The following is a 24,028-nucleotide window of genomic DNA, read 5'->3' as shown; positions in this document are numbered from 1 at the left end:
CTTCTGCGAGTGGTGTTGCATCGCCGCATGGTGTTCAGCGGTGCGCATTGGTGATGGAGTACGCGATCGTCTCGATGCCTGCCGCGAGGACGATCAGCACTGCGCTCGCAGCAGCGAGGAGGAGCGACCCCCGGAGTCCATGCGTGTACGCGGAGAACAGCGAAGCCATGGTGGCCTCGCGGTTTCGCGTTGCGTGTGAGACCAAATGTGCGAGCGGAAGGAAACCGGCGGCGGCCGCGACCACGACGCCGGCGAGTTCGATGAACACGTATGAGCCGACGCGAGCGAAGAGTTCGGAGGCGCCCAGCGTTTGAACGATGAGGCTTCCCGTGAATCCGAGATATGCCCCGAGCACTGTGATCCCGAGCACCGTGGTCAGCGCGAGCGTCATGACTCCGGAGTACAACAGCGCGCATGCGCCGAGGTTGCTGACAAGAATTTCGCCGAATGCGCCGGAGCCCCCGAAGACCGTGGTGTCGAGATCGCCAGCGTGCAGTGCGTTGATGTTCGCAGCGACCTGCTGTTGGCTCACGCTGCGGCCGAACCACCACGCGATCAGTGCGAAGCTCAGGAGCGAGACGCCCATGGACGCGAGTGTCTGGGGAGCACGAACGGTGGTCAGCCTCGTTTGACCGACACTCGCGACCATGGGTGCACGCACGACTACTGGATCGCGAGCTTGCGGAGCTTGCGCTTCAGGTACCAGGTCACGGTCGAGATGACAGCACCGAGCAGACCGCCGCTCAGAATCACGGACACGATCGCGAGCGCGGCCCCACCGAGTTCAACAGCCCGGACGATCTGGGTTGCTGCTGCCGTGCTGAGCGCGAAGCTGCCCATCAGCCAGGCGGTGCCGACGCTGAGCGTTGCGAGGCCGACGAGGGTGATCGCTCCAGCGGTGAGCCAGGTGGTGTGTTTGGGGGTGGGTTTCATTGATATTCCTTTGGTGCGGCCGAGGGTGAGTCGGCATCGGTGTCTGCCCGATCAGGCGAAACAGTGGGGCCAAGGGCGAGTGCGCGTGCGAGACGCTCGACGAAGATCGTGCTGGGGATGATTGCTCCGGATTCGATGCCTTCGAGGTACCGTTCGCTCGTGTCAACGAGGGCGGCGGCCTCGGTGACCGAGAGCCCGCTGCGTTCGCGCAGTGTGCGGAGCGAACGAGCCGCCGAACCAGATGTGTGCATGTCGAAGAGTATGCAAGATCTTCGACAGCAAGCGTCTGAAATCCGCGCCTCTTGTGGATAACCGGCGAGATCTTTCGACATGCGGGTAATCTGCTCGGAGTCCGACACTTTCTCACGGAGGAGCCCCGTGTCTCCGATCCATCTGCGTGGTGCCACCGCCGAGGAGCGCTTGCATTACGCGACGTTCATCAAGCCCGCCCGCACTCGGCGCGGCATGAGTCAGCAGGAGCTCGCTGAGGCGGCAAATATCGATCGCACGACCGTGAGCAACATCGAACGAGCCTCGGTCGCTCCGCAGGAAGACGTCATCCGAAGAATCTTCTCTGCCCTCGGAATTCCCACCGTTGAAGACGTGGCCGACACCGAGAGTGATCTCTGGCTCGCGATCATGGCGGGCCTCCTTTCAGCGGTGCCGTCAGAGCGTCGTGCCGAAGCCGCAGACGCCGCGATTTCGGTGCTCGGTGCCTATGCGCGCGGCGAGGCGGAGCGCTTGTCTGAGGACTCTCGTACGATCGGCCAACCGTCTTCGGTGCCTGCCTCGTCGCTCGCGCGACTCGATGACCTCGAAGACGGCAACGGTTCGTCAGCGGAGGGGAGCGAGCGGCACGATGAGCAGGCTGCGAAGCACGGAGACCGGATGCTCGACCAACCGTGGGCCGAGTGAGCTCCTCGCGCTTGCAAAACGTCACGGACTCGAAGTCGTGGTGGAGCCTACTGAGCCAGGCCTCCTCGGACGATACGAGCACACTGCAGCACGAATCGTTCTGACCTCGGGGCTCACGAACGCTGAGTTTCGCTCGGTCCTCGCTCATGAACTCGGCCATGCCGCCTATCGCCACACGCGCACGACCCCGGAGTTCGAGCGGCGGGCAGACGAGTTCGCGAGCCGCCTGCTCATTTGCCCGAATCGATTCGCCGTCGCCGAGTCGGAGACCGATTCGACCTACGCGCTCGCTGAAGCGCTCGACGTCACCGCAGACCTCGTCATGAGCTTTCGGGAGCGCCTTGATCAGCTTCGGGGCGCGACGCTCTCCCAGGGCACGGTCACTTCTCCGAGCCTCCAGCGGGAGGCCCCGTGCTGCACCGGAACTCCTCGCTCGCGAAGCGAGGCGACGCTCGCAAGCCAGCGCTGGGAGGCAGAAAAACTCGTGAGAGGTGCATTCTTGACCCATTCGTCTTCAAGCGAACGAAGGAACGCGTGGATCGGCTCGCCCTCGACATTGCGATGAATGAGCGCCTTCGGCAGGCGCTCAGCCACAATCGAGGGCGACTCGAGGCTCGGAATGTGCACCGCAATCGTGAACCATCTCGGACCGTTCGCATCGATCGTCACCCAGGAAGCAACGCGGCCGCTCTCATTGGACGTCCCCTCGACGAGCACGCCGCCGGGAGCGAGGCGAGCAGTGATCGTCTTCCAGTGCGCCGAGACTTCATGCTCCTCGTACTGGCGTAAGACGTTCATCGCGCGGATCACGTGTGGCCGCTGTGCGCTCGGAATCTCAAAACCGCCGAGCGCGAATCGCACGGGAGCAGCGCCGTCGAGGAGTTCGCCACCGGCGCGGCCGAATTGACTCGCGCCTCGCTCGGACGCGGCTTCGAGCTCTGCGTTCGCACGTGCGACTCGTTCTGGATCGATCTCGAAACCGAGCACGCTGAGCGATGGATTGACCTCGCGAAGTCGCGCCGCCATCTCGAGTGTCGTTGTCGCGCTCGCGCCGAATCCGAGATCGACGACCAGCGCATTCGGTGTGCGCAGCGGAGGAAGCGTCTGGATCCAGCGGTCGACTCTGCGCAAGCGGTTCACGCCGGTCGTGCCACGCGTGATGCGTCCTTCAGTTCGAGCCACGCTTCTATTGTCGCGGCTCCACGAACCGACATCGTCGACCGGTAGCGCGGACCTCCTCCATATGCCGCGACGATAGACTTGCACCATGACTGAGCACACCTTGATTTTGCTTCGCCACGGACAATCCGACTGGAACGAAAAGAACCTCTTCACGGGTTGGGTCGACGTGCACCTCACCGACCTCGGTCGTTCTGAAGCGGTCCGCGGAGGAGAACTCCTGAAGGAACACGACCTGCTTCCTGACGTGTTGTTCACTTCAGTGCTGGACCGTGCGATCACGACCGCGAACCTCGCGCTCGAAGCGGCTGAACGCTCCTGGATCCCCGTCGAGCGCTCGTGGCGACTCAACGAACGTCACTATGGTGACCTCCAGGGCAAGGACAAGGCCCAGACCCTCGCCGAGTACGGCGAAGAGCAGTTCATGCTCTGGCGTCGCTCCTTCGACACCCCACCACCGTCGATCTCAGCCGACAACCCGTACTCGCAGGCGAACGACCCGCGATACGCGAACATCGACGGCGAACTCCCGACCACCGAATGCTTGAAAGACGTCATCGACCGCATGCTGCCCTACTGGGATTCGTCGATCGCGCCGGAGCTTCGCTCGGGCAAGACCGTGCTCGTCGCGGCGCACGGAAACTCGCTGCGTGCGCTCGTGAAGCACCTCGACGGTATCTCCGATGAGGACATCGCGGGTGTGAACATCCCGACCGGAATTCCGCTGGTCTACAAGCTCGACGAGAACCTGCGCCCGACGAAGCAGGCCGAATACCTCGACCCGGAAGCCGCGGCCGCTGGCGCAGCAGCAGTTGCCTCGCAGGGAGCGAAGCACTAGCAACCAAGGCACGACGCGAACGCATGAAGAAGGGCCCCCATCGAATGATGGGGGCCCTTCTTCATGGTGATCGGCTGGCCGTGTAGCAGCGATCTATCTACTGCTTGCCTGCGGCGTGATCCTCGTCGAACTTCCGAACCGCGGCGACGAGCGCATTCGCATGGCCATGTCCGAGACCGTGTTCGCTCTTCAGCCAGTTAACGATCTCCATGTGCTTCGAGAGTTCGCAGGCGTGGATGATGTCGAACCACTCGGGAATGGTCTTGCCGTACTTCGCTTCAATGGAGGGGAAGTATGACTGCGGGCCCTTCACTGAGGTCTTTGCCCCTGAGTTCTTGGCCTCTGAGTTCTTGGCCTCTGAGTTCTTGGCCTCTGGAGTTTTCGCATCGCTCATCGCGTGCTCCTTTGCTCACTGCGGTGCTGTACCGGTCGTGCAAAGAAGCGTAGTCGGGCTCGCCCGAATTATGCGATGGGTTCTTCTGATTCGCTGACCCAGTCGCCGGTTGCGAGGTAGATGATCTTCTTCGCGATTCCGACCGCGTGGTCTGCGAAACGCTCGTGGTACCGGCTCGCAAGCGTGGCGTCCACGGTCGCGTGTGCATGACCGTCCCAGTCTTCACCGAGCACGTGGTCGAAGACCGATCGGTGGAGCGCGTCGACGCCGTCGTCTGCAGCCTGGATCTGCTCCGCCAACTGAACGTCCTGGGTGCGCAGCAGCTCGACGAGTTCGCGGGCGATCGCGACGTCGAGCGCGCCCATCTCGTGGAACGTCGTACGCAGCGACTCGGGAACGACGTTCTCGGGGAAGCGGTAGCGAGCGAGGGAAGCGATGTGGCGAGCGAGGTCACCCATGCGTTCGAGCGAAGCGCTGATGCGGAGCGAACTGACCACGATGCGGAGGTCGCGGGCCACGGGGTTCTGTCGCGCGATGATGTTGATGGTCAGCTCGTCGAGCGCGTTGACCTTCTCATCGATCAGCGCATCGCTCGCGATGACCTGCTCAGCCAGTTGCACGTTGGAGTCGCCGAAGGCCTTGGTCGCAGTCTCGATCGATGACAGAACGTCACCAGCAATCTCAACCAGTCGATCCTGAACTTCAGCCATCTCCTGCTTGAAAACTTCACGCATGTATCTTTCCTTTGCTCCGGTGGTGGCAGGCTCGCGCAGTTCGCGACACTTTGCCACTCAAGCAGTGTCCACCGTCAAGGTTAACGCTTGGTGCTGTTTTGCTGAACAACGGTCAACATGCTGGTCGCTATTCTGGGCACTGTGGATACGACTCTGCTCGTAGTGCTTGCCCTTGTCCTGGGTATTGCATTCGGCGCTCTCGCCGTGTACTTCGTCACTTTTGCGGAGCGCCGTGGGTATCGCGCCATGCAACTGGTGAGTGAACCAGTGCCGGACGGGGTCTCCAGCGTGCTCGAAGTGCTCGAGTCCGCCGGCGTTGTGCTCGACCATTCCAATACCGTCCTGCAAGCCTCTCCCGGAGCGCATTCGCTCGGCCTCGTCACTGAACGCAAGCTCGCCCACTCCTCATTGGCGGACCTCGTTGATCGCGCCAGAGACTTGGGCGAGGCGCAAAATGACGCCTTCGAGCTGCACCGCGGTCCCTTCGCGGACGGTGTCGACTTCGTTGTTCGCGCCCGGGCGGTGCCGCTGGCGAACCGCTTCATGCTCCTGGTCGCCGACGACCACACCGAGCAGGTCCGTCTTGAAGCGATGCGCAGGGACTTCGTCGCGAACGTCAGTCACGAACTCAAAACTCCCATCGGTGCGATTTCTCTCCTCGCTGACGCGATCGATGCCGCTTCTGATGATCCTGAGCGCGTGCGCAACTTCGCGCAGCGGCTCTCGACGGAGTCGATTCGGCTCTCGCGCCTAGCGAAAGAGATCATCGACCTCTCTCGTCTGCAGTCGACCGATCCACTCGGCGCAGCGGAACTCGTCGATCTCGGTGAGGTTGCTCGCCAAGCGGCAGACCACCTGAAGGTGACCGCTGAAGCAAAGGACATCACCCTTTCTCTCCGGACCAAGGAAGTGCTCATCAACGGGCACCATGACTACCTGCTCACGGCGGTGCAGAATCTCGTGTCGAACGCCGTGCATTACTCGCCCGATTCCGCGCACGTCGGCATCGCGGTCGAAGCCGCGGACGGCCTGGCGACGGTGACGGTGACGGATTCCGGAATCGGCATCCATAAGAAAGATCTCGACCGCGTCTTCGAGCGGTTCTACCGTGTGGACCCTGCGCGCTCGCGCGTCACCGGTGGCACCGGCCTCGGCCTCAGCATTGTGAAGCACATCGTGCAGCACCACGGGGGAGAAGTGACCGTGTGGTCGCAACTCGGCAGCGGATCAACGTTCACCTTGCGCATACCCTTGCCAAGTCTCGAAGGGAACCCGACGAAATGACATCAATCCTGCTGGTCGAGGATGAGGCCGCGCTCAGCGAGCCGCTCGCGTTCCTCCTGGAACGGGAAGGTTTCGACGTTCGTGTGAGCGAGAACGGCCGCGATGCGGTCGCTGACTTCGCGACGAACGGCGCCGACCTCGTGCTGCTCGACCTGATGCTCCCGGGCCTTTCGGGGACCGAGGTCTGCCGGGAGATCCGGGCGCAATCGGGAGTGCCCATCATCATGCTGACCGCGAAGGACAGCGAAATCGACATCGTCGTGGGATTGGAGCTCGGCGCTGACGACTACGTCACGAAGCCGTATTCCTCGCGCGAACTCATTGCGCGCGTCCGGGCAGTGCTGCGCCGACACGAGACGAAGACTGTGGCCGAGGCGCCCGGGGTCTTGTACGCCGGACGAGTCGAGCTCGATTCTGAGCGGCATGCGGTCCGAGTCGACGGTCGTGACGTTGCGATGCCGTTGAAGGAGTTCGAACTCCTCGAATTCCTGATGAGCAATATGGGTCGCGTTTTGACACGCGGTCAGCTGATCGATCGCGTGTGGGGCCCCGACTACTTCGGCGACACGAAGACGCTCGACGTGCACATCAAGCGTTTGCGCTCGAAGATCGAGCTCGACCCTTCGTCGCCTGAGCAACTCGTGACCGTGCGGGGGCTCGGCTACCGCTTCGAGGAGTAGGGGCGACTCCCATCTCGACGGCAAGGCTTCCAAGCCGCAGCGATTTCGCGCCGCAGCGTTTCCGGTTCGGGATCTGGCGCCCGCGCTCCGAAGCGTTCCGCATGCATAACGAAAGAAGGCCACACCCGAGGGTGTGGCCTTCTTTCGTACAAGGTACTTAGGGAGCTTCGGTCTGCGTGACTTCGAGCTCTTCGTCGTCTTCGATCGGCGCAGGGGTCGGCTCGAGGGTCTCGTAGCCGGGGTGCGAGCTGCTGAAGAACTGCAGCGGGATTCCCACGGCGTCGCTGCCGTCGGCCTGGAAGGAGAAGGGGACGGTGCTGCCGAGCACTGCGTCGACTTCTTCGATGAGGACCTGGTTGTCGCCGCCGAGACGAGTGACGCCCGGCTCGACCATGAGATCGATCGAGTCGCCAGCGCCGACGATCTGGACGGTCGTCGCCGGACCGTTGTTCACGAACGTGCCGATGATCTGCGTCGGACCGGAGTTCTCCGGGTCGGTCACCAGCTGCGCGTTACGGATGAGGACGAGACCAGTCTCGCCAGATGCACCGTTGCCGGTCTGGTACTGGATGGTCGTGCCTTGGGGGCTGATGAGGCTACAGCCTGCAGCACCGAGCATGACGATCGCTGCTGCCGCAATAGCTGCGACGGGACGAAGCTTCACTCGCGGCCCTTTCGTAGGTCGTGTGGCGCACATCACGCCGAAGATCGCCTTAAGCCTACTAGACGGGGGCGGCGGTCGTGGTCGGGGACCGCCCCCTTTATAAGGGATAACCGTGGTAAACTGAAGGGTATTTCTTTGCTATGAGGAGCTGTTCGTATGAATTTTGAGGTCGGCGAGACGGTTGTCTACCCCCACCACGGCGCTGCGACGATCACTGAGGTGAAGAAACGCAAAGTCAGAGGCGAAGAAAAACTCTACTTGAAGCTCAACGTCACGCAGGGCGACCTCACGATCGAGGTTCCCGCTGAGAACGTCGACATGGTCGGCGTCCGCGACGTGATCGGCCAAGACGGTCTCGACAAGGTCTTCGAAGTCCTTCGCGCCCCCTTCACCGAAGAGCCGACCAACTGGTCGCGTCGGTACAAGGCAAACCTCGAGAAGCTCGCGTCCGGCGACGTCATCAAGGTCAGCGAAGTCGTTCGCGATCTGTGGCGCCGCGATCAGGATCGTGGACTTTCCGCTGGAGAGAAGCGCATGCTCGCGAAGGCACGTCAGATCCTCGTGAGCGAACTCGCGCTCGCTGAGAAGACCGACGAAGACAAAGCATCGTCGGTGCTCGACGAGGTCCTGGCTTCTTAATTTCTTTTCGAGTGCGGGCACTCGGGTCGGGTCTTCTTCGAGTGCGCGCACTTGACCATGGCCGAGCCCTCCTGCGCTCTCCATTTGGAGGGTCGGCATGACATCAGCGGCGTTTTCTTCTCACGGGCAGACTGCTGCCTCCGAGCACGGTGCACCGCGCGTCGCGGTGGTCGTGCTCGCTGCCGGCAACGGTGCGCGGCTTGGTCGAGGCGAACCGAAGGCATTCGTGCACCTCGCGGGCAAGCCGATCCTCGCGCACGCCCTCGAAAGCGTGTTCGACATGCGCGAGCAGGTGCAGGTGATCGTCACCGTGCCGTCCTCGTACATTCCAATCACTCGTGAACTGATTCACCACGTCCGGGGTGCTCGCCCAGAGGCGTGCACCATCGTGGTGGGCGGCGCTTCCCGGCAGGATTCAGTGCGGGTCGCGCTGGAGCACCTGCTTCCTTCGGTCGAGGTCGTGCTGGTGCACGACGCTGCTCGCCCGCTCACCCCGAACGTCGTCTTCGACTCCGTCGTCGCAGAGGTCATGGAGACCGGCGCCGGGGTTGTGCCGGGAATCGCCGTGGCAGACACGATCAAGCGGATCGACGACAACAATGCGGTGCTCGAGACGGTCGACCGTTCGCAGCTCACCGCCGTCCAGACTCCGCAGGGGTTTCCGCGTTCAGCTCTCGTCGAAGCGCACGCGAACGCTGGCGAAGAGCACACCGATGACGCGGCGCTCGTCTCGTCGCAGGGTCTCGAAGTTCGTGTGATCGCTGGCGACCAGCTCGCGAGCAAGATCACCACTGCTTGGGAGCTTCGCCGAACCGAGGACATGCTGCAGAACGTCGCCTCGAGCACCGTTCGCGTCGGGACCGGCACCGACGTGCATGCCTTCGATGAGGGCAAAGAGCTGTGGCTCGCAGGCCTGCACTGGCCGGGTGAAGTCGGTCTGAAGGGGCACAGCGACGGTGACGTCGTCAGTCACGCCATCTGTGATGCGATGCTCGCGGCGGCACGTCTTGGCGATGTCGGAGAAGTGTTCGGGACCGACGACCCGCGCTTTGCTGAAGCGCACGGTGAAGTCTTCTTGCGCGAGTCAGTGCGTCGGATCGATGAGATCGGTTACGAGCTCAGCAACGTTTCCGTGCAGATCATCGGGAACCGCCCGAAGCTCGGCCCGCGCAGGCGCGAGGCTGAAGCGCACTTGAGTGCGATTCTCGGTGCGACCGTGAGTATTTCGGCGACCACCTCCGACGCGCTCGGGTTCACTGGCCGCGGCGAGGGGATTGCGGCGATCGCGACCGCGCTCGTGCACTCGAAGACCGCGGAGCACCGCTACCGCTGAGGATTTCTGCAGCAGCACGCTGCCTGGCAAACGCCGTCTGATCACTGATCAGGCGGCGTTTTTCGTTGCCATTCCTGGCATCTCAGCGGAATCGGCAAAAGCACGTAGCGAATCAAAGGCCTGCGTGCTATACATATGAAACACGGATGTGCGACACAATTGCACAAATGTGCATTATGAAAATGCGCAACTGAATACTGGGAACGAGTCAGTGTCGATCGTTCACCAGCCAAAAGCCGACAATGACGTTCGGCAGAAAGGTGTGTGAAATGGCTCACACGACATTCGCCACAAGTGTGATGGCGACGTCGGCACCCCCGGTGCCAGCCAGCGACAATCCGATCATGCAAGCGCTCACTTGGGCCGCGACGCACTTCATCGGACTCTTCCAAGCATCGGGCGAAACGCTCGTCGGGCTCATCACCGGCATCCTGCCGACCCTGATCGTGCTCCTGACGCTCATGTACGCGATCACGACCTGGGTTGGCGAAGCAAGGATGGCTCGCGCCGTGCAGTGGTCGGCCCGATGGGCGATCACTCGCTACACGCTGATGCCGATCATCGCGGTCATCATGCTCACGAACCCTATGGCCTACTCCTTCGGCGTGTACCTGCCCGAGCGACAGAAGCCAGCCTTCTACGACTCTGCGGTTTCGTTCGTGCACCCGGTCACGGCATTCTTCCCGCACGCGAACGCGGGTGAGATCTTCGTCTGGACGGGCATCTCGGCCGGCGTGCTCGCAGCAGCACCCGACAAGTACCCCGTCCTCGCGCTGCTGTACTTCGGTACGGGCATCGTCGTGATCTTCATTCGCGGCATCCTCACCGAATGGATCACTCGCTTCCTGATCCGTCGTCAGGGGCTGACCGAGGTCTTCGACGATTATGACCGCGAGTTCATCGAGGCGAGTCGTCGAAACAAGAAGCTCGAAGTTGGCAAGGGGGCCGCGCGATGAGCGAGAGCGAATTCAAGAGCGTCTTCATCTCGAAAGGCAGTGGTGGCTGGGGCAAGGGCCTCACGATCTCGCCCGACGAGACGAAGAGCGTCATTCTGTCTGTGACCAACGGTGGCATCCACCCGGTCGCACAACGCATTGCAGATCTCACGGGTGCTGAAGCCATCGATGGCTTCCGCAACAGCATTCCGGACGAGAACGTCGCAGCGGTTGTGATCAATTGCGGCGGTACTGCCCGAATCGGTGTCTACCCGAAGAAGCGCATGATGACGGTTGACGTCTTCCCCGGCGAGCCGAGCGGCCCGCTTGCGCAGTTCATCACCGAAGACGTCTTCGTCTCTGCGGTCGGTGTCGACCAGGTGCAGCCTGCTGAGGCTGCGGTCCCTGTGGGTGCCGGAGCAGGTGCTGGTGCCGGCGGCGGTGGGATCGATTTCGCGGCCGACCCGAAGGCCTCGCGCCGCGGAGCGGAGCAGATCGCGGCAGCCAAAGCGCGCGCTGCAGAAGAGACGCAAGGCGGCTTCATCGGAGTGTTCTCGAAGATCGCAACGAGTTTCGGTGCGGTCATCGGTGGCATCATCAACACGCTGCTGGCTGCTGGTCGCCAAACGATCACGCTCGTGCTGCAGACGATTCTGCCGTTCATGGCGTACGTGAGCCTGCTCATCGGGTTCGTTACCTATACCGGGCTTTCCGAAGTCATCGCCAATGGCGTCATCCCACTCGCATCGAACCCGATCGGGCTCGTGGTGCTCGGTTTGATCACCGGTCTCCCGTTCCTTTCGCCGATTCTCGGCCCGGGTGCGGCGATCGCTCAGGTCGTTGGTGTGCTCATGGGAACGCAGATCGCCAGTGGCGCGCTCCCGGTTCCATACGCGCTGCCCGCGCTGTATGCCATCAACGGTCAGGTCGGTTGCGACTTCGTTCCGGTTGGCCTCGCGCTCGGGGAGGCGAAGCCAGAGACGATTCAGGTCGGCGTCCCCGCGGTGCTCTTCTCACGCTTGGTCACGGCTCCATTGGCCGTTGTCATTGCGTGGGGCGCGAGCTTCTTGCTCCTGTAAGAAGCAACGCGACATTACCCACAGATTGATTGCAACACAGAAAGTTTGAGAGACATGACCACCCAGTTCCAAAGTTCCGTCACCCGAGTCGGCGCCGATGCTGCATCGATGTTCGAGGGCGGAGCGGTCATCCTTTTCGGGGAACCGTGTCCTGATGCGCTTGCTGAGGTCAGCGTTGTGCACGAAAGTCCGACGTTGGCTGACGGGTATTCTCCGGCAGCAGGAGACGTGTTCCGTCTCGGTGAAAGTTCCGTTGCGATCTTCGCTGTGGGCGAGTTGGCGGGGGAGAACCTCCGCCAACTCGGTCACGTCGTGATCTACTGCGACCCGCCCGAGGATCAGGCGCTGTTGCCGGGAGCGATCCTCGCGCACGGCACGCTCGAGATCCCAGCAGTCGGCGACGACGTTCGATTCGAGCGAGGCGAGTAATCATGGAGCCTGGTTTCGCGATTCTGCTCGGTGTCGTCTTCGTCTTGATGATCGGGTCGGGATTTTTGCAGCACCGCAACTACATGCGAGCGACCGAGCGACTCCGGGTTCGGCACGCGGACGAACGCGGTTCGTTCTTGGTCTCCGGCCGCGGGAAGGGTTGGTTGCGAGGTTCGATCGTGCTGCTCGTCATCGACTCGGCGACGAAGAAGATCACTGACGCTGAAGCGATGGTCGGGATGAGTATTTTCGCTCGCTTCAAGTCACGCCCGGAACTCCTCGGCCCGATGTCGTCAGCGGCATCGCGAACCAAGGACCCAAAGGTCGCGCAGGGTGTCGAGTACGCGCTCGCACAGTACAAGGTCACCGCTCGCGCCCGCTAGCCGATATCCGGCGACGCTCGTTGCGCCGCCATGGCTTCTCAGACATACTGAACATGCAACTAAGTGAGTCAACAATGCACATACGTGCATTTTGGAGAGGATTGAACTCATGAGCTACACCCGTCGGCTGCTGGAACGCGAACGCGTCACCGGCCGCCCCGTCCGCGTCGGCCTCGTCGGCGCCGGCCAAATGGGCACCGGATTCATTGCGCAGATCGCGCGTCAGCACGGTGTAGACATCACCGCTGTTGCCGATGTCGCCGTTGAGCGTGCGATCTCAGCATTTGAGAAAGCCGGAATCACCGATGTGCAGCAGGGCGACAATGATGCCGACCTGGCTGCCGCGATCGAAGCGGGCAAGCACATTGCGGTGAGCGACGCGCTGACCCTGACCCGACTCCCGCTCGACATGGTGATCGAATGCTCCGGCGTCCCCGAGGTCGCGGCGAAGATCGCGCTCGCGTCGCTGCTCGCAGGCAAGCACGTTGCGTTGATGACCGTCGAAGCCGATGTCACCGTTGGGCTCCTGCTCACGCGAATCGCACAGCAAACCGGCGCGATCTACACCGTGTGCCGCGGTGATGAGCCGGTCGAGTGCCTGAAGCTCGTGGAGTTCGTGCAGGACATCGGGCTCGAAGTCACCCTTGCGGGCAAGGGCAAGAACAACCCGCTCGATGTCACTGCGACGCCATCTCGCCTCGTCGACGAGGCCAAGGCAAAGGGAATGAACCCGCGCATGCTGTGCAGCTTCGTCGATGGCACGAAGACGATGATCGAAATGGCAGACCTTGCGAACGCAACCGGCCTCGAACTCTCGAAGCGCTCGATGCACGGACCGGCGGCTACCGTGCCAACGCTCCAGGACATCTTCAAGCCGAAGGAAGACGGCGGAATTCTCGATCGCGCCGGCGTCGTCGACTACGCAACCGGCCCGGTCGCGCCAGGCGTCTTCGTCGTTGCAAAGGCGACCGACAAGGTCGTGCACGAGGAGCTCAGCTACCTCAAGATGGGCGATGGCCCCTACTTCTCCTTCTACCGTCCGTACCACCTTGCAAGCGTCGAGGCAGTGCTCTCGATCGGTGAGGTCATGGTCGATCACCAGCCCTCCCTCGCGCCGATCGCCTGGAAGGCAGACGTCTCGGCAATGGCGAAGCGCGACCTCAAGGTCGGAGAGCGCATCGACGGGATCGGTGGCGAGCACGTCTACGGCGACGCAGTCTCGGCCGAAGAAGCTCGCGCGGGCCGAGAGCTCCCCATCGGACTCGCTTCTGCAGCGACGCTCATTCGAGAGGTGAAGCAGGGCAGCGCCGTCACCTATGACGACGTGGAACTCGACCGCACCCGCACCATCGTGCTGCTCCGCGAACTGCAAGACGCGCTGCTCGCTGACGGAACGATCCTCGAGCAGGCGCTCGCCATTCTCGGTACGAAGGAGGCATAACCGTGGCTGAAAATGTGCACGACAACAAGGACATCGCAAGAGAAGCGCTCGGCACGATGTGGAAGATCCGCCGCTTCGAAGAGGCGGTCGAGGATCTCTACGGTCGCGGCCTCATGCACGGCACGATGCACCTCTCCATCGGTCAAGAGGCCGTGCCGACTGGAGCCTGCCTCGCGCTTCGGAAAGACGACTACATCACCTCGACGCACCGGGGTCATGGGCACTGCATTGCAAAGGGTGCCGACATGGAGCGGATGATGGCGGAGCTGCTGGCGAAGGAGACCGGCTACTGCCGTGGTCGCGGCGGCTCGATGCACATCGCAGACTTCGAGACCGGGAACCTCGGTGCGAACGGCATCGTTGCCGGTGGCGTTCCGATCGCCGCGGGTGCTGCCCTGACGGCACAGATGCGCGGGACCGACCAGGTTGCGGTCAGCTTCCACGGCGATGGCGCGATGGGTGAGGGCGCGTGGCACGAGGCCGTCGTGCTCGCGGTCATGTGGCAACTGCCCGTCATCTTCATTTGCGAGAACAACAAGTACGGCATGTCGATGGACTCCGAAAGGGCCTTCAATCTCGACAAGCTCTCCGACCGAGCACTCGGCTACGGCCTCCCCGGCGTCACCGTCGACGGGAACGACGTGCAAGAGGTCTACGACGCGGTCGACGAGGCGGTGCAGCGGGCGCGCTCCGGCGGTGGGCCGACGTTCATCGAAGCGCTCACCTACCGCTGGCGCGGCCACTCGAAGTCTGACAAGAACCTCTACCGCACGCGCGAAGAGATCGACCAGTGGCGTGAGCGCGATCCGATCGGCAAGTTCGAGAATTCGCTCGTCGAAGCTGGCACGCTGACGCAAGCGGATGTCGAGGCCGTTCGTGCCGAGGTGCGAAACGAACTGCGGACCGCGGTGCAGCGTGCGAACGCCGCGCCGGACGCACAGCCGGAAGGGCTTCTCGAAGCCGTCTACGCAACGGAGGCCCGAGCATGAGCGACAACGAAACCACTCCGATGAAGACGATGACCTACTCGGAAGCGATTCGCGAGGCGCTGACCATCGCCATGGAGCGCGACGACCGCGTGTTCCTCATGGGTGAAGACGTCGGCACCTACGGTGGTGCGTTCGGTGTCACCGGCGACCTCATTCACCGCGTCGGTGCAGACCGGGTTCGTGACACCACGATCAGTGAACTCGGCATCGTGGGCATGGGTGTTGGCGCGGCCATCACCGGCATGCGTCCGATCGTCGAGATCCAGTTCTCCGACTTCACCGCCCAGGCGATGGACCAGATCGCGAACCAGGCGGCGAAGATCCACTTCATGCTCGGTGGCGCCGTCAGCGTCCCGCTCGTGATTCGTGCCCCTGGTGGCTCGGGAACCGGCGCTGCTGCGCAGCACTCGCAGAGCCTCGAGTCCTGGTTCGCGCACATTCCCGGTCTCAAAGTCGTCATGCCCGCAACGGCCGACGATGCGAAGGGCCTGCTCCTGGCAGCGCTCGACGACCCGAACCCGGTGATGGTGATCGAGCACAAGTTGCTCTACAAGACTTCTGGCGAAGTGCGTGAGGGCGATGTCCGCACTCCGCTCGGCGTCGCAAAGGTCCACCGCAACGGCGACGACATCACGATCATCGCAACCGGTGTTGAGGTCAGCCGTTCGCTCGAAGCTGCGGAGCAGTTGGCTGAGCTCGGCATTCAGGCAACGGTCGTCGACCCTCGCACTCTGACGCCGCTCGACACTGACACGATTCTCGCCGAAGTCACCAAGACCGGGCGAGTGCTGCTCGTGCAGGAAGCGGTGCAGACGCTCGGCTTCATGTCGGAGGTTTCCGCGCTCATTGCAGAATCCGCCGCGTTCACGCACCTTCGTGCTCCCGTGAAGCGCCTTTCAGGGCTCGACGTTCCGATCCCGTACGCTCCGAAGCTCGAGCGTGCAGCGGTGCCTCAGGTTGAAGACATCGTCGCAGCTGCACAGCAGCTCGTCGAGGAGTGGTGACATGGCTGAGCTGCCGCTGACAATGCCGAAGATGTCGATGACGATGGAGGAAGGCACCATGGTGTCTTGGCTCAAATCGGTCGGAGACAGCGTGCGTTCGGGCGAACCGATCTGCGAGGTCGCAACGGACAAGGTCGACATGGAGGTCGAGTCACCGTTCGATGGTGTGCTGGCCCGAATCGTTGCCGATATCGATGAGGTGATCGCGGTCGGTGAGCCGATCGGATACATCACGACCGAAGACGATGACCTGCTCGGCGGTCTCTTCGATGAGCCTGCTGCGGAAGAGCCATTGCCGGAGGCTGAGGCGGCGACGAGTGCAGAGTCTCAGCAGCATGCGGATTCCGATGCTGGCGCTGGAGCATCCGAGCAGGTGGGCGCGAACCGCGGCTGGGTTGCTGCAGTGCCGGCCGCTCGGGCGCTCGCGAACGAGCGAGGCCTCGCAATCGAGAACGTGACGCCCACGGGGCCTTGGGGTGCCGTGACAGTGCGGGATGTCGAAGCCTCGACGCCAGGGAACGCCGGCCAGGCGAGTAAAGCAACTCCCTCGACATCATCGTCGGCGAACCCCGTCATCGATGACGTGCTGAGCGAGCGGGTCGATCCACCGCTGCCGGGGGCGCCTGTGTTGCAGACATCAGCTCCGAGTGCTCCGAGTGCCCCAGGCGCGTCGAGTGCATCGAGTGCTCCGAGTGCTCCGAGTGCCCCAAGCGCTTCGAGTGCATCGAGTGCCCCGAGTTCACCAGAGCCCACGGCGTCAAAGGCTGCACCGTCGGCTCCGCAGCGATCGCCGGAGGAAGCGCGGAAACTGCGTACCCGAATGATGGTCGCCAAGGTGATGAGCCAGAGCGCAACGGTTCCACAGTTCACGGCAAACATCCGGCTCGATCTCGAGCACTTGGCACCGATCCGCAAGACGCAGCTCGGGGGAGCGAGCTGGACCGCGATCCTGGTGCGCGCCCAAGCGAAGGCGCTCGCTGCAACCCCTGCTCTGCTCGGTCAATGGGGAGAGAACGGTCCCGAATCGCTCGATCACATTGGGATCGCTGTGGCGGTGGATTCCCCGAACGGCCTGCTCGCGCCGGTGTTCATTGATCCCCATAAGGGAACGCTTGCCGAGCTCGTCGAGTCGATCAGTGCAACGGTCGCGCAGACGCGGGAGGGAACGCTCCCTCCACAGCGGCTCGGCCGGGGTACGAGCGTGTTCTCGAATCTCGGTGGTTTCGGCGTCGAATCGTTCAATGCGCTGCTCACACCGCCGCAGGCTACTGCGCTCTCGGCCGGTGCGGTACAGCGTGAAGTTGTCGTGAATGCCGACGGATCATTCGGGCCAAGGCTCGGATGCCGTGTCGGCATCACGGTCGACCACCGTCTGGCAGACGGTGCGGATGCAGCCCGGTTCCTGCAGAACCTGGTTGCAGCGCTTGAGGAGCCCTCGGCTCTCCTCTAAGTGCACTTTCCTGACGCGGTGCTCCTCTTGCGAGGGGCACCGCGTTATTGTGCGCGCGGAATGAGCGAGTACGTGCTGCCGTCTGCGCTGCGAGTCAGCATGCCGTGATCGATGAGATACCTGCGAATGAGCGCGGTGTCGGGATGCAGCGCCTGAATCCGCTCACCGAGGGCGCGTTCGCTCAGAGTCTCACCGCTGCGCAGCACTTGCGTGGAGACCCACTCGAGAAGTTCGAGACGATCAGACTCGCCTGCTGGCAGGCTCGTGATGCGCCCCTCGTTGATGAAGCGTTCGATCCCGACTCGCTTCGGCGGGCTCGCCTGCGCAAGCGCACTCGTCCACACCTCATTGGCGGCAGCGTAGCTGCCGTCTTCCTCGCGGCTGATCAATCCGGCGTTCTCGAGCGTCTGCAGTGCACGCTGCTGGCGCTTGACCGGAATCTGCAGCCCACCCGATTCGAGCGTTCCGAGCACGATCGCGGCGTACACCCGTCGAGCCTCCTGATTCGCGAGTGCAGCGTAGACCGGGCGCCATGCAACTGATGAATCCATGGATCCATCGTGCCTCAGCGTCGTCGGACACACCAGTGGCGCCTCCGAAGGGAGGCGCCACTGGTGTGTCGCGTGCAATGCAGCTGCGTGTGCAGCAGGTGCCGACTATGCGGTCGCAGTCGTTTCGCTCGCTTCGGTCGCCGCCGCACGAACCTTGTCGCGGCGACGTTCGATGCGGCTCACGAAGTAGGCGAACGCGAGAGCGAGGACGGCGAGTACCGCCATCGTCCATCCGCCGAGCCCAGCGAGACCGAAGAAGAGCCCGGTCAGCGGGTTCGCGCCGTCAACGAGCGAGGAGATCTGCTGAGCACCCTGCGTCTCGGTGAAGCCTGCGTCCTGCGCGATTTGCGTGAACGAGCCGGCCGTTGCGGTTGCGATGAAGAGACCGAGTCCGATCACGATCGCGCCACCGATCACCGAGCGGATGATGTTGCCACGGAAGAGCGGCACCATCATTGCAACGATGAACGGAATGGTCGCGAGGTCGACGAGCGGGAGCACGGTGTTCCCGGCGGGCGCGAGTGCGATCGCAACCAAGACGGTGACGGGCACGAGCACGAGCGAGGTCGCGAGCACCGCTGGCTGTCCGACGGCGATTGCCGAGTCGAGACCGATGTAGAACTTGCGTCCCGGGAAGCGACGCTCAACGAACGAGCGAGCGGATTCGCTGATCGGGATCAGGCCCTCCATCAGGATCGAGACCATGCGGGGGAGCAGCAGCAGGACTGCAGCGAGGCTCATCGCGAGCGTCAGGATCGCGATCGAGTCGCCACGTGGGTCGTCGAAGCCGAATCCAGCGAGCCCGATGATGATGCCGAGCACGAGTCCGAGAATCATTGCCTCACCGAATACTCCGAAGCGCTTTTCGATCGTCTTCGGGTCTGCCTTCAGGTTGCGGAAGCCCGGAATCCGGTCGAAGAGCCAGTTCATCGGCAGTGCGAACGCGATGTACGGAGCACTTGTTCCGTGCGGGAATGAGATGTCAGGGAACCCGAAGTACTTCTGAATGAGCGGGGCCGAGAGGTCGGCCAGCGCGAGAACGACGGTCATGTGAATCGCAGCCGCGCCGACGCCGATCCAGAAGTTGTTCGTGACCGTCCCCACCAGGGCGCCGACGAGTGCCGAGTGCCAGAAGTTCCACAGGTCGATGTTGAACGTTCGAGTGAGGCCGGTGGCGAGCAGGATGACGTTGACCAGGAGGCCGAGCGGAATGATGATCGCGCCGATGCTCGATCCGAAGGCGATTGCCGCGCTCGCGGGCCAACCCACGTCGAGCGTCGTCAGATTGACGCCGAGGTTCGTCGCCAGCGCTTGCGCCGCAGGACCGACCTGCGAGCCCATGAGCCCGATCACGAGATTCAGGCCGATGAATCCGATACCGATCAAAACGCCGGCGCGGAATGCTTGCGAGAATTTCTGGCCGAGTATGAGTCCGAAGATCGTGATCAGGAAAGGCAGGGTAATTGCCGCGCCGAGGTCGGAAAGGTATCCGGAGACCGCGGCGAGGATATCGGTGAAAGCGTCCACAAAGAACTCCTCATTGAGATGTGGGGGAATCGAGTTGCGGCCCCAGGTCGCTTCGTTGCTACGACTCCACTGTGTTTGAAGGGAAATGCAGTGCTGTACTGAATTGTGCTGGTGCGGGGATATGCAATGCGAGCGTGACCGCGAGCGTCACGCAGAGAATTGATCGCTGATCTGCTTGTAGACCGCGTCAATTCCGATGTTCGTGAGGAACGGCAGGCCCTGGATCACAGGGATCGTCACCGAATCCGGCACGTGGGTGGTGGCGACGATGAAGTCTGCGTTGACTCCGCCGCTGACGAGGTCGCTGACCTTGCCTTGGCTGATCGACGCGTCGAGACCGTTCTGCTCGCAGTACGACTTGATCTTCGAAACGACGACCGTTGACGTTGCGACGCCAGTGCCGCAGATCACGAGGATTTTCTTCGTTGCCATGTGCTACTCCTTTGTTGGCACAACACCCGATTGTCACACTAGTGCAACTGTGGTGAAAATATGTGCGTTTTGTATTCTGTTTTTTCGAAGCATCGATGCGAGCGGTTCGCGAGTATCGTGACCATCATGTTCGCACCTAGGAGGCAAGAATGACCGCCGATTCAGCAACACCGATTCAAACGCTCCCCGAAGTCAGTTTCCTTTCGCTCGAGGGAACGACCGACGTGGAGGTGCTCGGATCAATCGCTGACGCCGCGATCGCGGCCGGCTTCGTGCTCCCGAGCTTCAAAGACGCGCTGCTCACGCGTGAAGCCGCGTTCCCGACCGCCTTGCCGACGGAGACCCCGGTCGCCATCCCGCACGCCGACGCCGAGCACGTGCTGCGCGCGGGTATCGGCATCGCCAAGCTCTCGCAGCCCGTCTCGTTCGGGCTCATGGGGAGCGAAAGCGACCGCATCGACGTCGAATACGTCGCGGTCCTGCTCGTGGCGGAGGCGCACTCGCAGGTCGATCTGCTGGTTCGGCTGGTTTCGGTTTTTCAGACGCCGAACTGGAGCGATTCGATCGCAGCCGCAGAATCACCGGTAGCGATGGCTGCTGCGATGAACGAACTCCTCGCCACGACGACCCCCGAGTAGCTCGGGTTCCAAAGCGCCTGGACGGCGCGCAATCGCGCTACTTGTGGAGTTTGATCAGTTCCAAGCCGAGCTCGGCATCGATGATCAAGACGTCGAACAGGCCGCTCTGCGCTGCAGCGTGCACTCCAGGGGCCTTGTTTCTTCCGGCGGCAACACCGACGACCGTCGGGATCTCACGGAGTTGTTCGAGCTCGAGAGCCACAACGCGTTCGTTGACGACGCTCTGCACGACCTTGCCGTCCGCGTCGAAGAAGCGCGTGCAGCAGTCGCCGACCGCGCCTGAATTCTCGAACTCGTCGCGCTGCTGCTTCGTGAGTTGCATCGACTCGACGATGGCGCTCGAGGCGCCCGAGCCGACAGCGCCGACTCCAACGATTGCGATCCGAGCCTCGGCGGCGGAATCGAGCACCGAGCGAATCGAATCCTCCGCCATCAATCCGGCTCGGAGTTCGGCCGAACCGACAACCGCTGGTGCATAGAGGCGGCGGTGCTGAGCGCCGATCTTGTTCGCGAGGGAGCGCACCAGGACGTTGCCGTCTCTCGCGGAATCAGTGATCGAAAGTCCGCCGACCAGGGGGAGCACTTCGATTCCCGAGTGTGGCGACTCGACCTCTACCGCATCGACCACGGACTGCACGCTCGCGCCCCACGACAGTGCGATCGCGCCCTTCGCTGGCAGGTTGTCGCTCAGCCACGCCGCGCCGAGCTGGCCGATCTGCGCAAGAGGGGTGTCGCCCCCACTGCCACCGGCGACTCTGCATTCCCGCAAGCCGTAGCGTTCGATGAGGATCTTCTCGAGGTCGTTCGAGCGCGCGAAAGGATCGTTGATTTGAATCGTGACGATCCCGGTGCGACGCGCATCAGAGAGGACGCGCGAGACATTCGATCGTGAAACTCCGATCGCTGCGGCGACTTCGGATTGTGAATAGCCCTCGAGGTAGTAGAGGGTCGCAGCACGAACGAGCATTTCCTGGCTGCGAGTGTTCGCCACGGTGCCTCCACATCATCCGCCCATGGAAAGTGCGGGTCAGATAATCGTATGCGACGAATTTGGGGATCGTTTCGAAGCGAACAGCTCAATTCGAGTTCTTTTGATCGAGCGCCGCTGCCGCGCGGCTAGGCTTTTCCCGTGACAATCCGCATGCATGACAGTAAACACGCCAGTATTCGCGATTTCGTGCCCTTGCGCGACGGCGAAGTTTCTCTGTACGTGTGTGGTCCGACAGTGCAGTCTGCTCCGCATATCGGACACATCCGTGGTGCGCTCGCCTACGATCTGTGGCGACGCTGGTTCACGGCGCGCGGATTCGACGTCACTCTCGTGCGCAACGTCACCGACATCGACGACAAGGTCCTTGCAGCGAGCGGCTCCGAACCCTGGTGGGCGCTCGCGTACCGCATCGAGGGTGAGTTCACCGCGGCGTACCGCGCGATCGGCATTCTGCCGCCGACCTACGAGCCGCGAGCAACCGCCTCCATTCCGCAGATGATCGAGCTCATCGAGCGCCTCATCGAGCGGGGCCACGCCTATCAAGCCCTCGATGGCAGTGCGGACGTCTACTTCGATATTCGCTCCTGGAGCGAATACGGCAGTCTCACGCGACAGAGCATCGACGCGATGGAGGCCGCGGGCGATGCCGACCCGCGCGGCAAACGTGACGCACGTGACTTCGCGCTCTGGAAGGCGCAGAAGCCCGAGGAGCCAGCCGACGCATCGTGGGCTTCCCCGTGGGGGCCGGGTCGCCCGGGCTGGCACATCGAGTGCTCCGCGATGTCGCGTCGGTACCTCGGCGAGGCGTTCGATATCCACGGTGGCGGACTCGACCTCCGGTTTCCGCACCACGAGAACGAACTGGCGCAGTCGAGCGCTGCGGGCCTGTCATTCGCGCAGTACTGGAACCACAACGGCCTCGTGAAGGTCAACGGCGAGAAGATGTCGAAGTCGACCGGGAACTTCGTGCTCGCGCACGAGGTGCTGGCGTCCGCGCGGCCGATCGTGGTCCGATACTTCTTGGCGGCCTCGCATTACCGCAGCGTGATCGACTTCCGCATGGGCGAGGGCGGCTCGCTCGACGAAGCCGCAAGCGCGTTCGGTCGGATCGAGAGCTTTCTCGAGCGCGCCGGCGGCGACGATGCAGCGGCCGGCTCGGACCAGGCGGCGACGTTTTCCGCGCTTCCCGCTGCATTCACTGCAGCACTCGATGAAGACCTCGGGACCCCGCAGGCCTTCGCCGTCATCCACGAGACGTTGCGAGCGGGCAACGCCGCGCTCGATGGCGGCGAGACCGCGCGAGCAGCAGAAGCAGCGACGAGCGTTCGAGCAATGCTGCGAGTGCTGGGGCTCGATCCCGCCGATTCGGCCTGGTCTGGAGCCGCGGGAGTGTCGAAGAGTGACGGTGTGCTCGGTACACTCGTCGAAGCCCTGCTGCACGAGCGGGCGAATGCGCGAGCCGCGCGAGATTTTGCTGCAGCTGATCGCCTCCGCGACCAACTGACTGCAGCTGGTGTCACTCTCGAGGACACCGCGAACGGAACGAACTGGAGTATCTGATGGCGAAGCATGGGCGACCGGGCGCAAAAAAACTGAGGAAGGGCCCGAGCAAGGGTTCTGGCGGAAAGGGTCGGAGCTCGCTCGAGGGCAAGGGGCCGACTCCGAAAGCTGAAGACCGCGCCTGGCACCCCGCCGGGAAGCGCAAGGCCGCGCAAGAGCGCTACGTGAAGGCCACCGGTGGAAACTCCGCTGCGCCGAACCGTACGTCGCCGCCGAAGCACAGGAAGCCGAGTTCGGCAAAGGACGACAGCGAGCTCGTGACGGGCCGCAACAGCGTGCTCGAGGCGCTGCGCACGAAGATCCCGGCGAGCACGCTCTACGTTGCGGCTCGAATCGAGACCGACGACCGCACGAAAGAGATCCTGAAGCTTGCGCACCAGCGCGGCATTCCGGTGCTCGAGGTCATGCGGCCAGAGCTCGACCGCATGAGCGGCTTCGACACGGTGCACCAGGGCTTCGCGCTCAAGGTGCCGCCGTACTCGTACTCGCACCCCATGGAGCTGCTCGAACTCGTGCAGAGCCGTGGGCAGAAACCATTGTTCGTTGCCCTCGACGGCATCACCGATCCTCGTAACCTCGGCGCGATCATCCGGAGTGCTGCGGCATTCGGTGCGCAAGGCGTGATCGTTCCGCAACGTCGGAGCGTCGGCGTCACCGCTTCGGCATGGAAGACGAGTGCCGGAGCTGCAGCCCGAACCCCGGTTGCAATGGCTGCGAACCTCACCACGACCCTGCGCGAACTGCAGAAGGCCGGGCTCTTCGTGGTCGGGCTCGACGGTGGCGGCGACGTCAACCTGCACGACATCGAACTGGCGGATCGCCCCCTCGTCGTCGTCATCGGGAATGAGGGCAAGGGGCTCTCCCGCCTCGTGACCGAAACCTGCGATGCGATCGTGAGCATCCCGATCTCCGGTGCAACCGAGTCGCTGAACGCCGGTATCGCCGCATCCGTGGCGCTCTACGAGGTTGCAAAGCGCCGTACCAAGTAGCCAAGGGCACCGCCGAACGCGGCGGTTGATCTGTGTA

Annotated in this window: 28 protein-coding genes and 1 pseudogene; 18 read left to right on the top strand and 11 right to left on the bottom strand. The window is 63.0% G+C overall.

Annotated elements, in window-relative coordinates; genetic code table 11:
* Positions 1-34: 34 nt before the first annotated feature.
* The 3 genes from U2H20_RS06365 to U2H20_RS06355 all read right to left on the bottom strand — a co-directional run bounded on the left by U2H20_RS06365 (position 35) and on the right by U2H20_RS06355 (position 1,184).
* Complete coding sequence (locus U2H20_RS06365) at positions 35-586, bottom strand: stage II sporulation protein M (RefSeq protein WP_430591454.1); 552 nt, start codon at positions 584-586, stop codon at positions 35-37.
* Positions 587-663: 77 nt separating this feature from the next.
* Positions 664-933 carry an uberolysin/carnocyclin family circular bacteriocin gene (locus U2H20_RS06360; RefSeq protein WP_430591453.1) on the bottom strand — a complete coding sequence of 90 codons (270 nt, stop codon included), beginning with the start codon at positions 931-933 and terminating at the stop codon, positions 664-666.
* On the bottom strand, positions 930-1,184 hold the full coding sequence (locus U2H20_RS06355; protein WP_430591452.1) for a helix-turn-helix domain-containing protein: 255 nt from the start codon (positions 1,182-1,184) through the stop codon (positions 930-932). The genes U2H20_RS06360 and U2H20_RS06355 overlap by 4 nt, the downstream gene beginning before the upstream one ends.
* Before the next feature lie 127 nt (positions 1,185-1,311).
* Here U2H20_RS06355 and U2H20_RS06350 point away from each other — a divergent pair, with 127 nt between their 5' ends.
* A complete protein-coding gene (locus U2H20_RS06350) occupies positions 1,312-1,848 on the top strand; it encodes a helix-turn-helix domain-containing protein (protein ID WP_430591451.1) in 537 nt (178 codons plus the stop codon).
* Positions 1,742-2,101: pseudogene (locus U2H20_RS06345) on the top strand (ImmA/IrrE family metallo-endopeptidase); the annotation flags it as partial. The gene U2H20_RS06350 and the pseudogene U2H20_RS06345, both read left to right, overlap by 107 nt.
* A 92-nt stretch (positions 2,102-2,193) precedes the next feature.
* Here the strand turns inward: U2H20_RS06345 and U2H20_RS06340 are convergent.
* The gene (locus U2H20_RS06340) at positions 2,194-3,030 is read right to left on the bottom strand and encodes a class I SAM-dependent methyltransferase (RefSeq protein WP_430591450.1); all 837 of its coding nucleotides are present in this window, start codon (positions 3,028-3,030) and stop codon (positions 2,194-2,196) included.
* An 85-nt stretch (positions 3,031-3,115) separates the two neighbouring features.
* Here U2H20_RS06340 and U2H20_RS06335 point away from each other — a divergent pair, with 85 nt between their 5' ends.
* Entirely contained in the window at positions 3,116-3,865 is a 750-nt protein-coding gene (locus U2H20_RS06335; protein WP_430591449.1) for a phosphoglyceromutase, read from the top strand.
* A gap of 97 nt (positions 3,866-3,962) precedes the next feature.
* Here the strand turns inward: U2H20_RS06335 and U2H20_RS06330 are convergent, their stop codons facing one another.
* Positions 3,963-4,259: a DUF4287 domain-containing protein gene (locus tag U2H20_RS06330; RefSeq protein ID WP_430591448.1), complete on the bottom strand. Its 297-nt coding sequence runs from the start codon at positions 4,257-4,259 to the stop codon at positions 3,963-3,965.
* A gap of 68 nt (positions 4,260-4,327) precedes the next feature.
* On the bottom strand, positions 4,328-4,993 hold the full coding sequence (gene phoU / locus U2H20_RS06325) for a phosphate signaling complex protein PhoU (RefSeq protein ID WP_430591447.1): 666 nt from the start codon (positions 4,991-4,993) through the stop codon (positions 4,328-4,330).
* 141 nt (positions 4,994-5,134) lie between these two features.
* Here phoU and U2H20_RS06320 point away from each other — a divergent pair, with 141 nt between their 5' ends.
* Entirely contained in the window at positions 5,135-6,277 is a 1,143-nt protein-coding gene (locus tag U2H20_RS06320; RefSeq protein ID WP_430591446.1) for a sensor histidine kinase, read from the top strand.
* Positions 6,274-6,957 (top strand): response regulator, encoded by a 684-nt coding sequence (locus tag U2H20_RS06315; protein WP_430591445.1) that lies wholly within the window; start codon positions 6,274-6,276, stop codon positions 6,955-6,957. Before U2H20_RS06320 ends, U2H20_RS06315 begins: the two co-directional genes overlap by 4 nt.
* 157 nt (positions 6,958-7,114) lie before the next feature.
* Here the strand turns inward: U2H20_RS06315 and U2H20_RS06310 are convergent, their stop codons facing one another.
* Positions 7,115-7,621: a hypothetical protein gene (locus U2H20_RS06310; protein WP_430591444.1), complete on the bottom strand. Its 507-nt coding sequence runs from the start codon at positions 7,619-7,621 to the stop codon at positions 7,115-7,117.
* A 156-nt stretch (positions 7,622-7,777) separates the two neighbouring features.
* Between U2H20_RS06310 and U2H20_RS06305 the strand changes: the two genes are divergently transcribed.
* From U2H20_RS06305 to U2H20_RS06260, 10 genes are all read left to right on the top strand, one after another.
* Positions 7,778-8,260: a CarD family transcriptional regulator gene (locus U2H20_RS06305; protein ID WP_430591443.1), complete on the top strand. Its 483-nt coding sequence runs from the start codon at positions 7,778-7,780 to the stop codon at positions 8,258-8,260.
* Positions 8,261-8,357: 97 nt separating this feature from the next.
* The gene (ispD, locus tag U2H20_RS06300) at positions 8,358-9,593 is read left to right on the top strand and encodes a 2-C-methyl-D-erythritol 4-phosphate cytidylyltransferase (RefSeq protein ID WP_430591442.1); all 1,236 of its coding nucleotides are present in this window, start codon (positions 8,358-8,360) and stop codon (positions 9,591-9,593) included.
* Between the two features lie 344 nt (positions 9,594-9,937).
* Positions 9,938-10,549 (top strand): PTS glucitol/sorbitol transporter subunit IIC, encoded by a 612-nt coding sequence (gene srlA / locus U2H20_RS06295; protein ID WP_430591441.1) that lies wholly within the window; start codon positions 9,938-9,940, stop codon positions 10,547-10,549.
* A complete protein-coding gene (srlE, locus tag U2H20_RS06290) occupies positions 10,546-11,607 on the top strand; it encodes a PTS glucitol/sorbitol transporter subunit IIB (protein ID WP_430591440.1) in 1,062 nt (353 codons plus the stop codon). Before srlA ends, srlE begins: the two co-directional genes overlap by 4 nt.
* A 54-nt stretch (positions 11,608-11,661) precedes the next feature.
* Entirely contained in the window at positions 11,662-12,036 is a 375-nt protein-coding gene (locus tag U2H20_RS06285) for a PTS glucitol/sorbitol transporter subunit IIA (RefSeq protein ID WP_430591439.1), read from the top strand.
* Positions 12,037-12,038: 2 nt separating this feature from the next.
* Positions 12,039-12,419 carry a transcriptional regulator GutM gene (locus tag U2H20_RS06280; protein WP_430591438.1) on the top strand — a complete coding sequence of 127 codons (381 nt, stop codon included), beginning with the start codon at positions 12,039-12,041 and terminating at the stop codon, positions 12,417-12,419.
* A 109-nt stretch (positions 12,420-12,528) separates the two neighbouring features.
* A complete protein-coding gene (locus tag U2H20_RS06275; RefSeq protein WP_430591437.1) occupies positions 12,529-13,860 on the top strand; it encodes an NAD(P)H-dependent oxidoreductase in 1,332 nt (443 codons plus the stop codon).
* 2 nt (positions 13,861-13,862) lie between these two features.
* The gene (locus U2H20_RS06270) at positions 13,863-14,849 is read left to right on the top strand and encodes a thiamine pyrophosphate-dependent dehydrogenase E1 component subunit alpha (protein ID WP_430591436.1); all 987 of its coding nucleotides are present in this window, start codon (positions 13,863-13,865) and stop codon (positions 14,847-14,849) included.
* Positions 14,846-15,853, top strand: a complete 1,008-nt coding sequence (locus U2H20_RS06265; RefSeq protein WP_430591435.1) for an alpha-ketoacid dehydrogenase subunit beta — start codon at positions 14,846-14,848, stop codon at positions 15,851-15,853. Before U2H20_RS06270 ends, U2H20_RS06265 begins: the two co-directional genes overlap by 4 nt.
* A 1-nt stretch (position 15,854) precedes the next feature.
* On the top strand, positions 15,855-17,303 hold the full coding sequence (locus U2H20_RS06260) for a 2-oxo acid dehydrogenase subunit E2 (protein ID WP_430591434.1): 1,449 nt from the start codon (positions 15,855-15,857) through the stop codon (positions 17,301-17,303).
* 44 nt (positions 17,304-17,347) lie between these two features.
* Here the strand turns inward: U2H20_RS06260 and U2H20_RS06255 are convergent, their stop codons facing one another.
* The 3 genes from U2H20_RS06255 to U2H20_RS06245 form a co-directional block, all read right to left on the bottom strand.
* A complete protein-coding gene (locus tag U2H20_RS06255; protein WP_430591433.1) occupies positions 17,348-17,854 on the bottom strand; it encodes a DUF2087 domain-containing protein in 507 nt (168 codons plus the stop codon).
* 105 nt (positions 17,855-17,959) lie between these two features.
* The gene (locus tag U2H20_RS06250; RefSeq protein ID WP_430591432.1) at positions 17,960-19,381 is read right to left on the bottom strand and encodes a PTS galactitol transporter subunit IIC; all 1,422 of its coding nucleotides are present in this window, start codon (positions 19,379-19,381) and stop codon (positions 17,960-17,962) included.
* 147 nt (positions 19,382-19,528) lie between these two features.
* Positions 19,529-19,813 (bottom strand): PTS sugar transporter subunit IIB, encoded by a 285-nt coding sequence (locus tag U2H20_RS06245; protein ID WP_430591431.1) that lies wholly within the window; start codon positions 19,811-19,813, stop codon positions 19,529-19,531.
* Positions 19,814-19,962: 149 nt separating this feature from the next.
* On the opposite strand from U2H20_RS06245, the gene U2H20_RS06240 reads away from it, so the two are divergent.
* Positions 19,963-20,451, top strand: a complete 489-nt coding sequence (locus U2H20_RS06240) for a PTS sugar transporter subunit IIA (protein ID WP_430591430.1) — start codon at positions 19,963-19,965, stop codon at positions 20,449-20,451.
* A 37-nt stretch (positions 20,452-20,488) separates the two neighbouring features.
* On the opposite strand, the gene U2H20_RS06235 is transcribed toward U2H20_RS06240, so the two are convergent.
* Positions 20,489-21,442: a sugar-binding transcriptional regulator gene (locus U2H20_RS06235; protein WP_430591429.1), complete on the bottom strand. Its 954-nt coding sequence runs from the start codon at positions 21,440-21,442 to the stop codon at positions 20,489-20,491.
* Positions 21,443-21,580: 138 nt separating this feature from the next.
* Here U2H20_RS06235 and cysS point away from each other — a divergent pair, with 138 nt between their 5' ends.
* Together cysS and rlmB are read left to right on the top strand one after the other, a co-directional pair.
* Positions 21,581-23,002 carry a cysteine--tRNA ligase gene (gene cysS / locus U2H20_RS06230; protein ID WP_430591428.1) on the top strand — a complete coding sequence of 474 codons (1,422 nt, stop codon included), beginning with the start codon at positions 21,581-21,583 and terminating at the stop codon, positions 23,000-23,002.
* Positions 23,002-23,991, top strand: coding sequence for a 23S rRNA (guanosine(2251)-2'-O)-methyltransferase RlmB (gene rlmB / locus U2H20_RS06225; protein WP_430591427.1), 990 nt, complete (start codon positions 23,002-23,004; stop codon positions 23,989-23,991). Before cysS ends, rlmB begins: the two co-directional genes overlap by 1 nt.
* Positions 23,992-24,028: the final 37 nt, after the last annotated feature.

The sequence above is a fragment of the Humidisolicoccus flavus genome (assembly GCF_045689595.1).
Lineage (GTDB): Bacteria > Actinomycetota > Actinomycetes > Actinomycetales > Microbacteriaceae > Humidisolicoccus > Humidisolicoccus flavus.
The sequence above is the reverse complement of the archived record's forward strand: the minus strand, read 5'-3'. Positions and strand labels throughout refer to the sequence as shown.

Bases quoted from the DNA above. Each gene is read 5' to 3' on its own strand.
- U2H20_RS06360 (WP_430591453.1), bottom strand. From the start codon at position 933: ATGAAACCCACCCCCAAACACACCACCTGGCTCACCGCTGGAGCGATC.
- U2H20_RS06275 (WP_430591437.1), top strand. From the start codon at position 12,529: ATGAGCTACACCCGTCGGCTGCTGGAACGCGAACGCGTCACCGGCCGC.
- U2H20_RS06265 (WP_430591435.1), top strand. From the start codon at position 14,846: ATGAGCGACAACGAAACCACTCCGATGAAGACGATGACCTACTCGGAA.
- U2H20_RS06280 (WP_430591438.1), top strand. From the start codon at position 12,039: ATGGAGCCTGGTTTCGCGATTCTGCTCGGTGTCGTCTTCGTCTTGATG.
- U2H20_RS06255 (WP_430591433.1), bottom strand. From the start codon at position 17,854: ATGGATTCATCAGTTGCATGGCGCCCGGTCTACGCTGCACTCGCGAAT.
- U2H20_RS06260 (WP_430591434.1), top strand. From the start codon at position 15,855: ATGGCTGAGCTGCCGCTGACAATGCCGAAGATGTCGATGACGATGGAG.
- U2H20_RS06305 (WP_430591443.1), top strand. From the start codon at position 7,778: ATGAATTTTGAGGTCGGCGAGACGGTTGTCTACCCCCACCACGGCGCT.
- U2H20_RS06355 (WP_430591452.1), bottom strand. From the start codon at position 1,184: ATGCACACATCTGGTTCGGCGGCTCGTTCGCTCCGCACACTGCGCGAA.
- U2H20_RS06315 (WP_430591445.1), top strand. From the start codon at position 6,274: ATGACATCAATCCTGCTGGTCGAGGATGAGGCCGCGCTCAGCGAGCCG.
- U2H20_RS06245 (WP_430591431.1), bottom strand. From the start codon at position 19,813: ATGGCAACGAAGAAAATCCTCGTGATCTGCGGCACTGGCGTCGCAACG.
- U2H20_RS06330 (WP_430591448.1), bottom strand. From the start codon at position 4,259: ATGAGCGATGCGAAAACTCCAGAGGCCAAGAACTCAGAGGCCAAGAAC.
- U2H20_RS06365 (WP_430591454.1), bottom strand. From the start codon at position 586: ATGGGCGTCTCGCTCCTGAGCTTCGCACTGATCGCGTGGTGGTTCGGC.
- srlE (WP_430591440.1), top strand. From the start codon at position 10,546: ATGAGCGAGAGCGAATTCAAGAGCGTCTTCATCTCGAAAGGCAGTGGT.
- srlA (WP_430591441.1), top strand. From the start codon at position 9,938: ATGCAAGCGCTCACTTGGGCCGCGACGCACTTCATCGGACTCTTCCAA.
- ispD (WP_430591442.1), top strand. From the start codon at position 8,358: ATGACATCAGCGGCGTTTTCTTCTCACGGGCAGACTGCTGCCTCCGAG.
- phoU (WP_430591447.1), bottom strand. From the start codon at position 4,993: ATGCGTGAAGTTTTCAAGCAGGAGATGGCTGAAGTTCAGGATCGACTG.
- U2H20_RS06240 (WP_430591430.1), top strand. From the start codon at position 19,963: ATGACCGCCGATTCAGCAACACCGATTCAAACGCTCCCCGAAGTCAGT.
- U2H20_RS06285 (WP_430591439.1), top strand. From the start codon at position 11,662: ATGACCACCCAGTTCCAAAGTTCCGTCACCCGAGTCGGCGCCGATGCT.
- U2H20_RS06335 (WP_430591449.1), top strand. From the start codon at position 3,116: ATGACTGAGCACACCTTGATTTTGCTTCGCCACGGACAATCCGACTGG.
- rlmB (WP_430591427.1), top strand. From the start codon at position 23,002: ATGGCGAAGCATGGGCGACCGGGCGCAAAAAAACTGAGGAAGGGCCCG.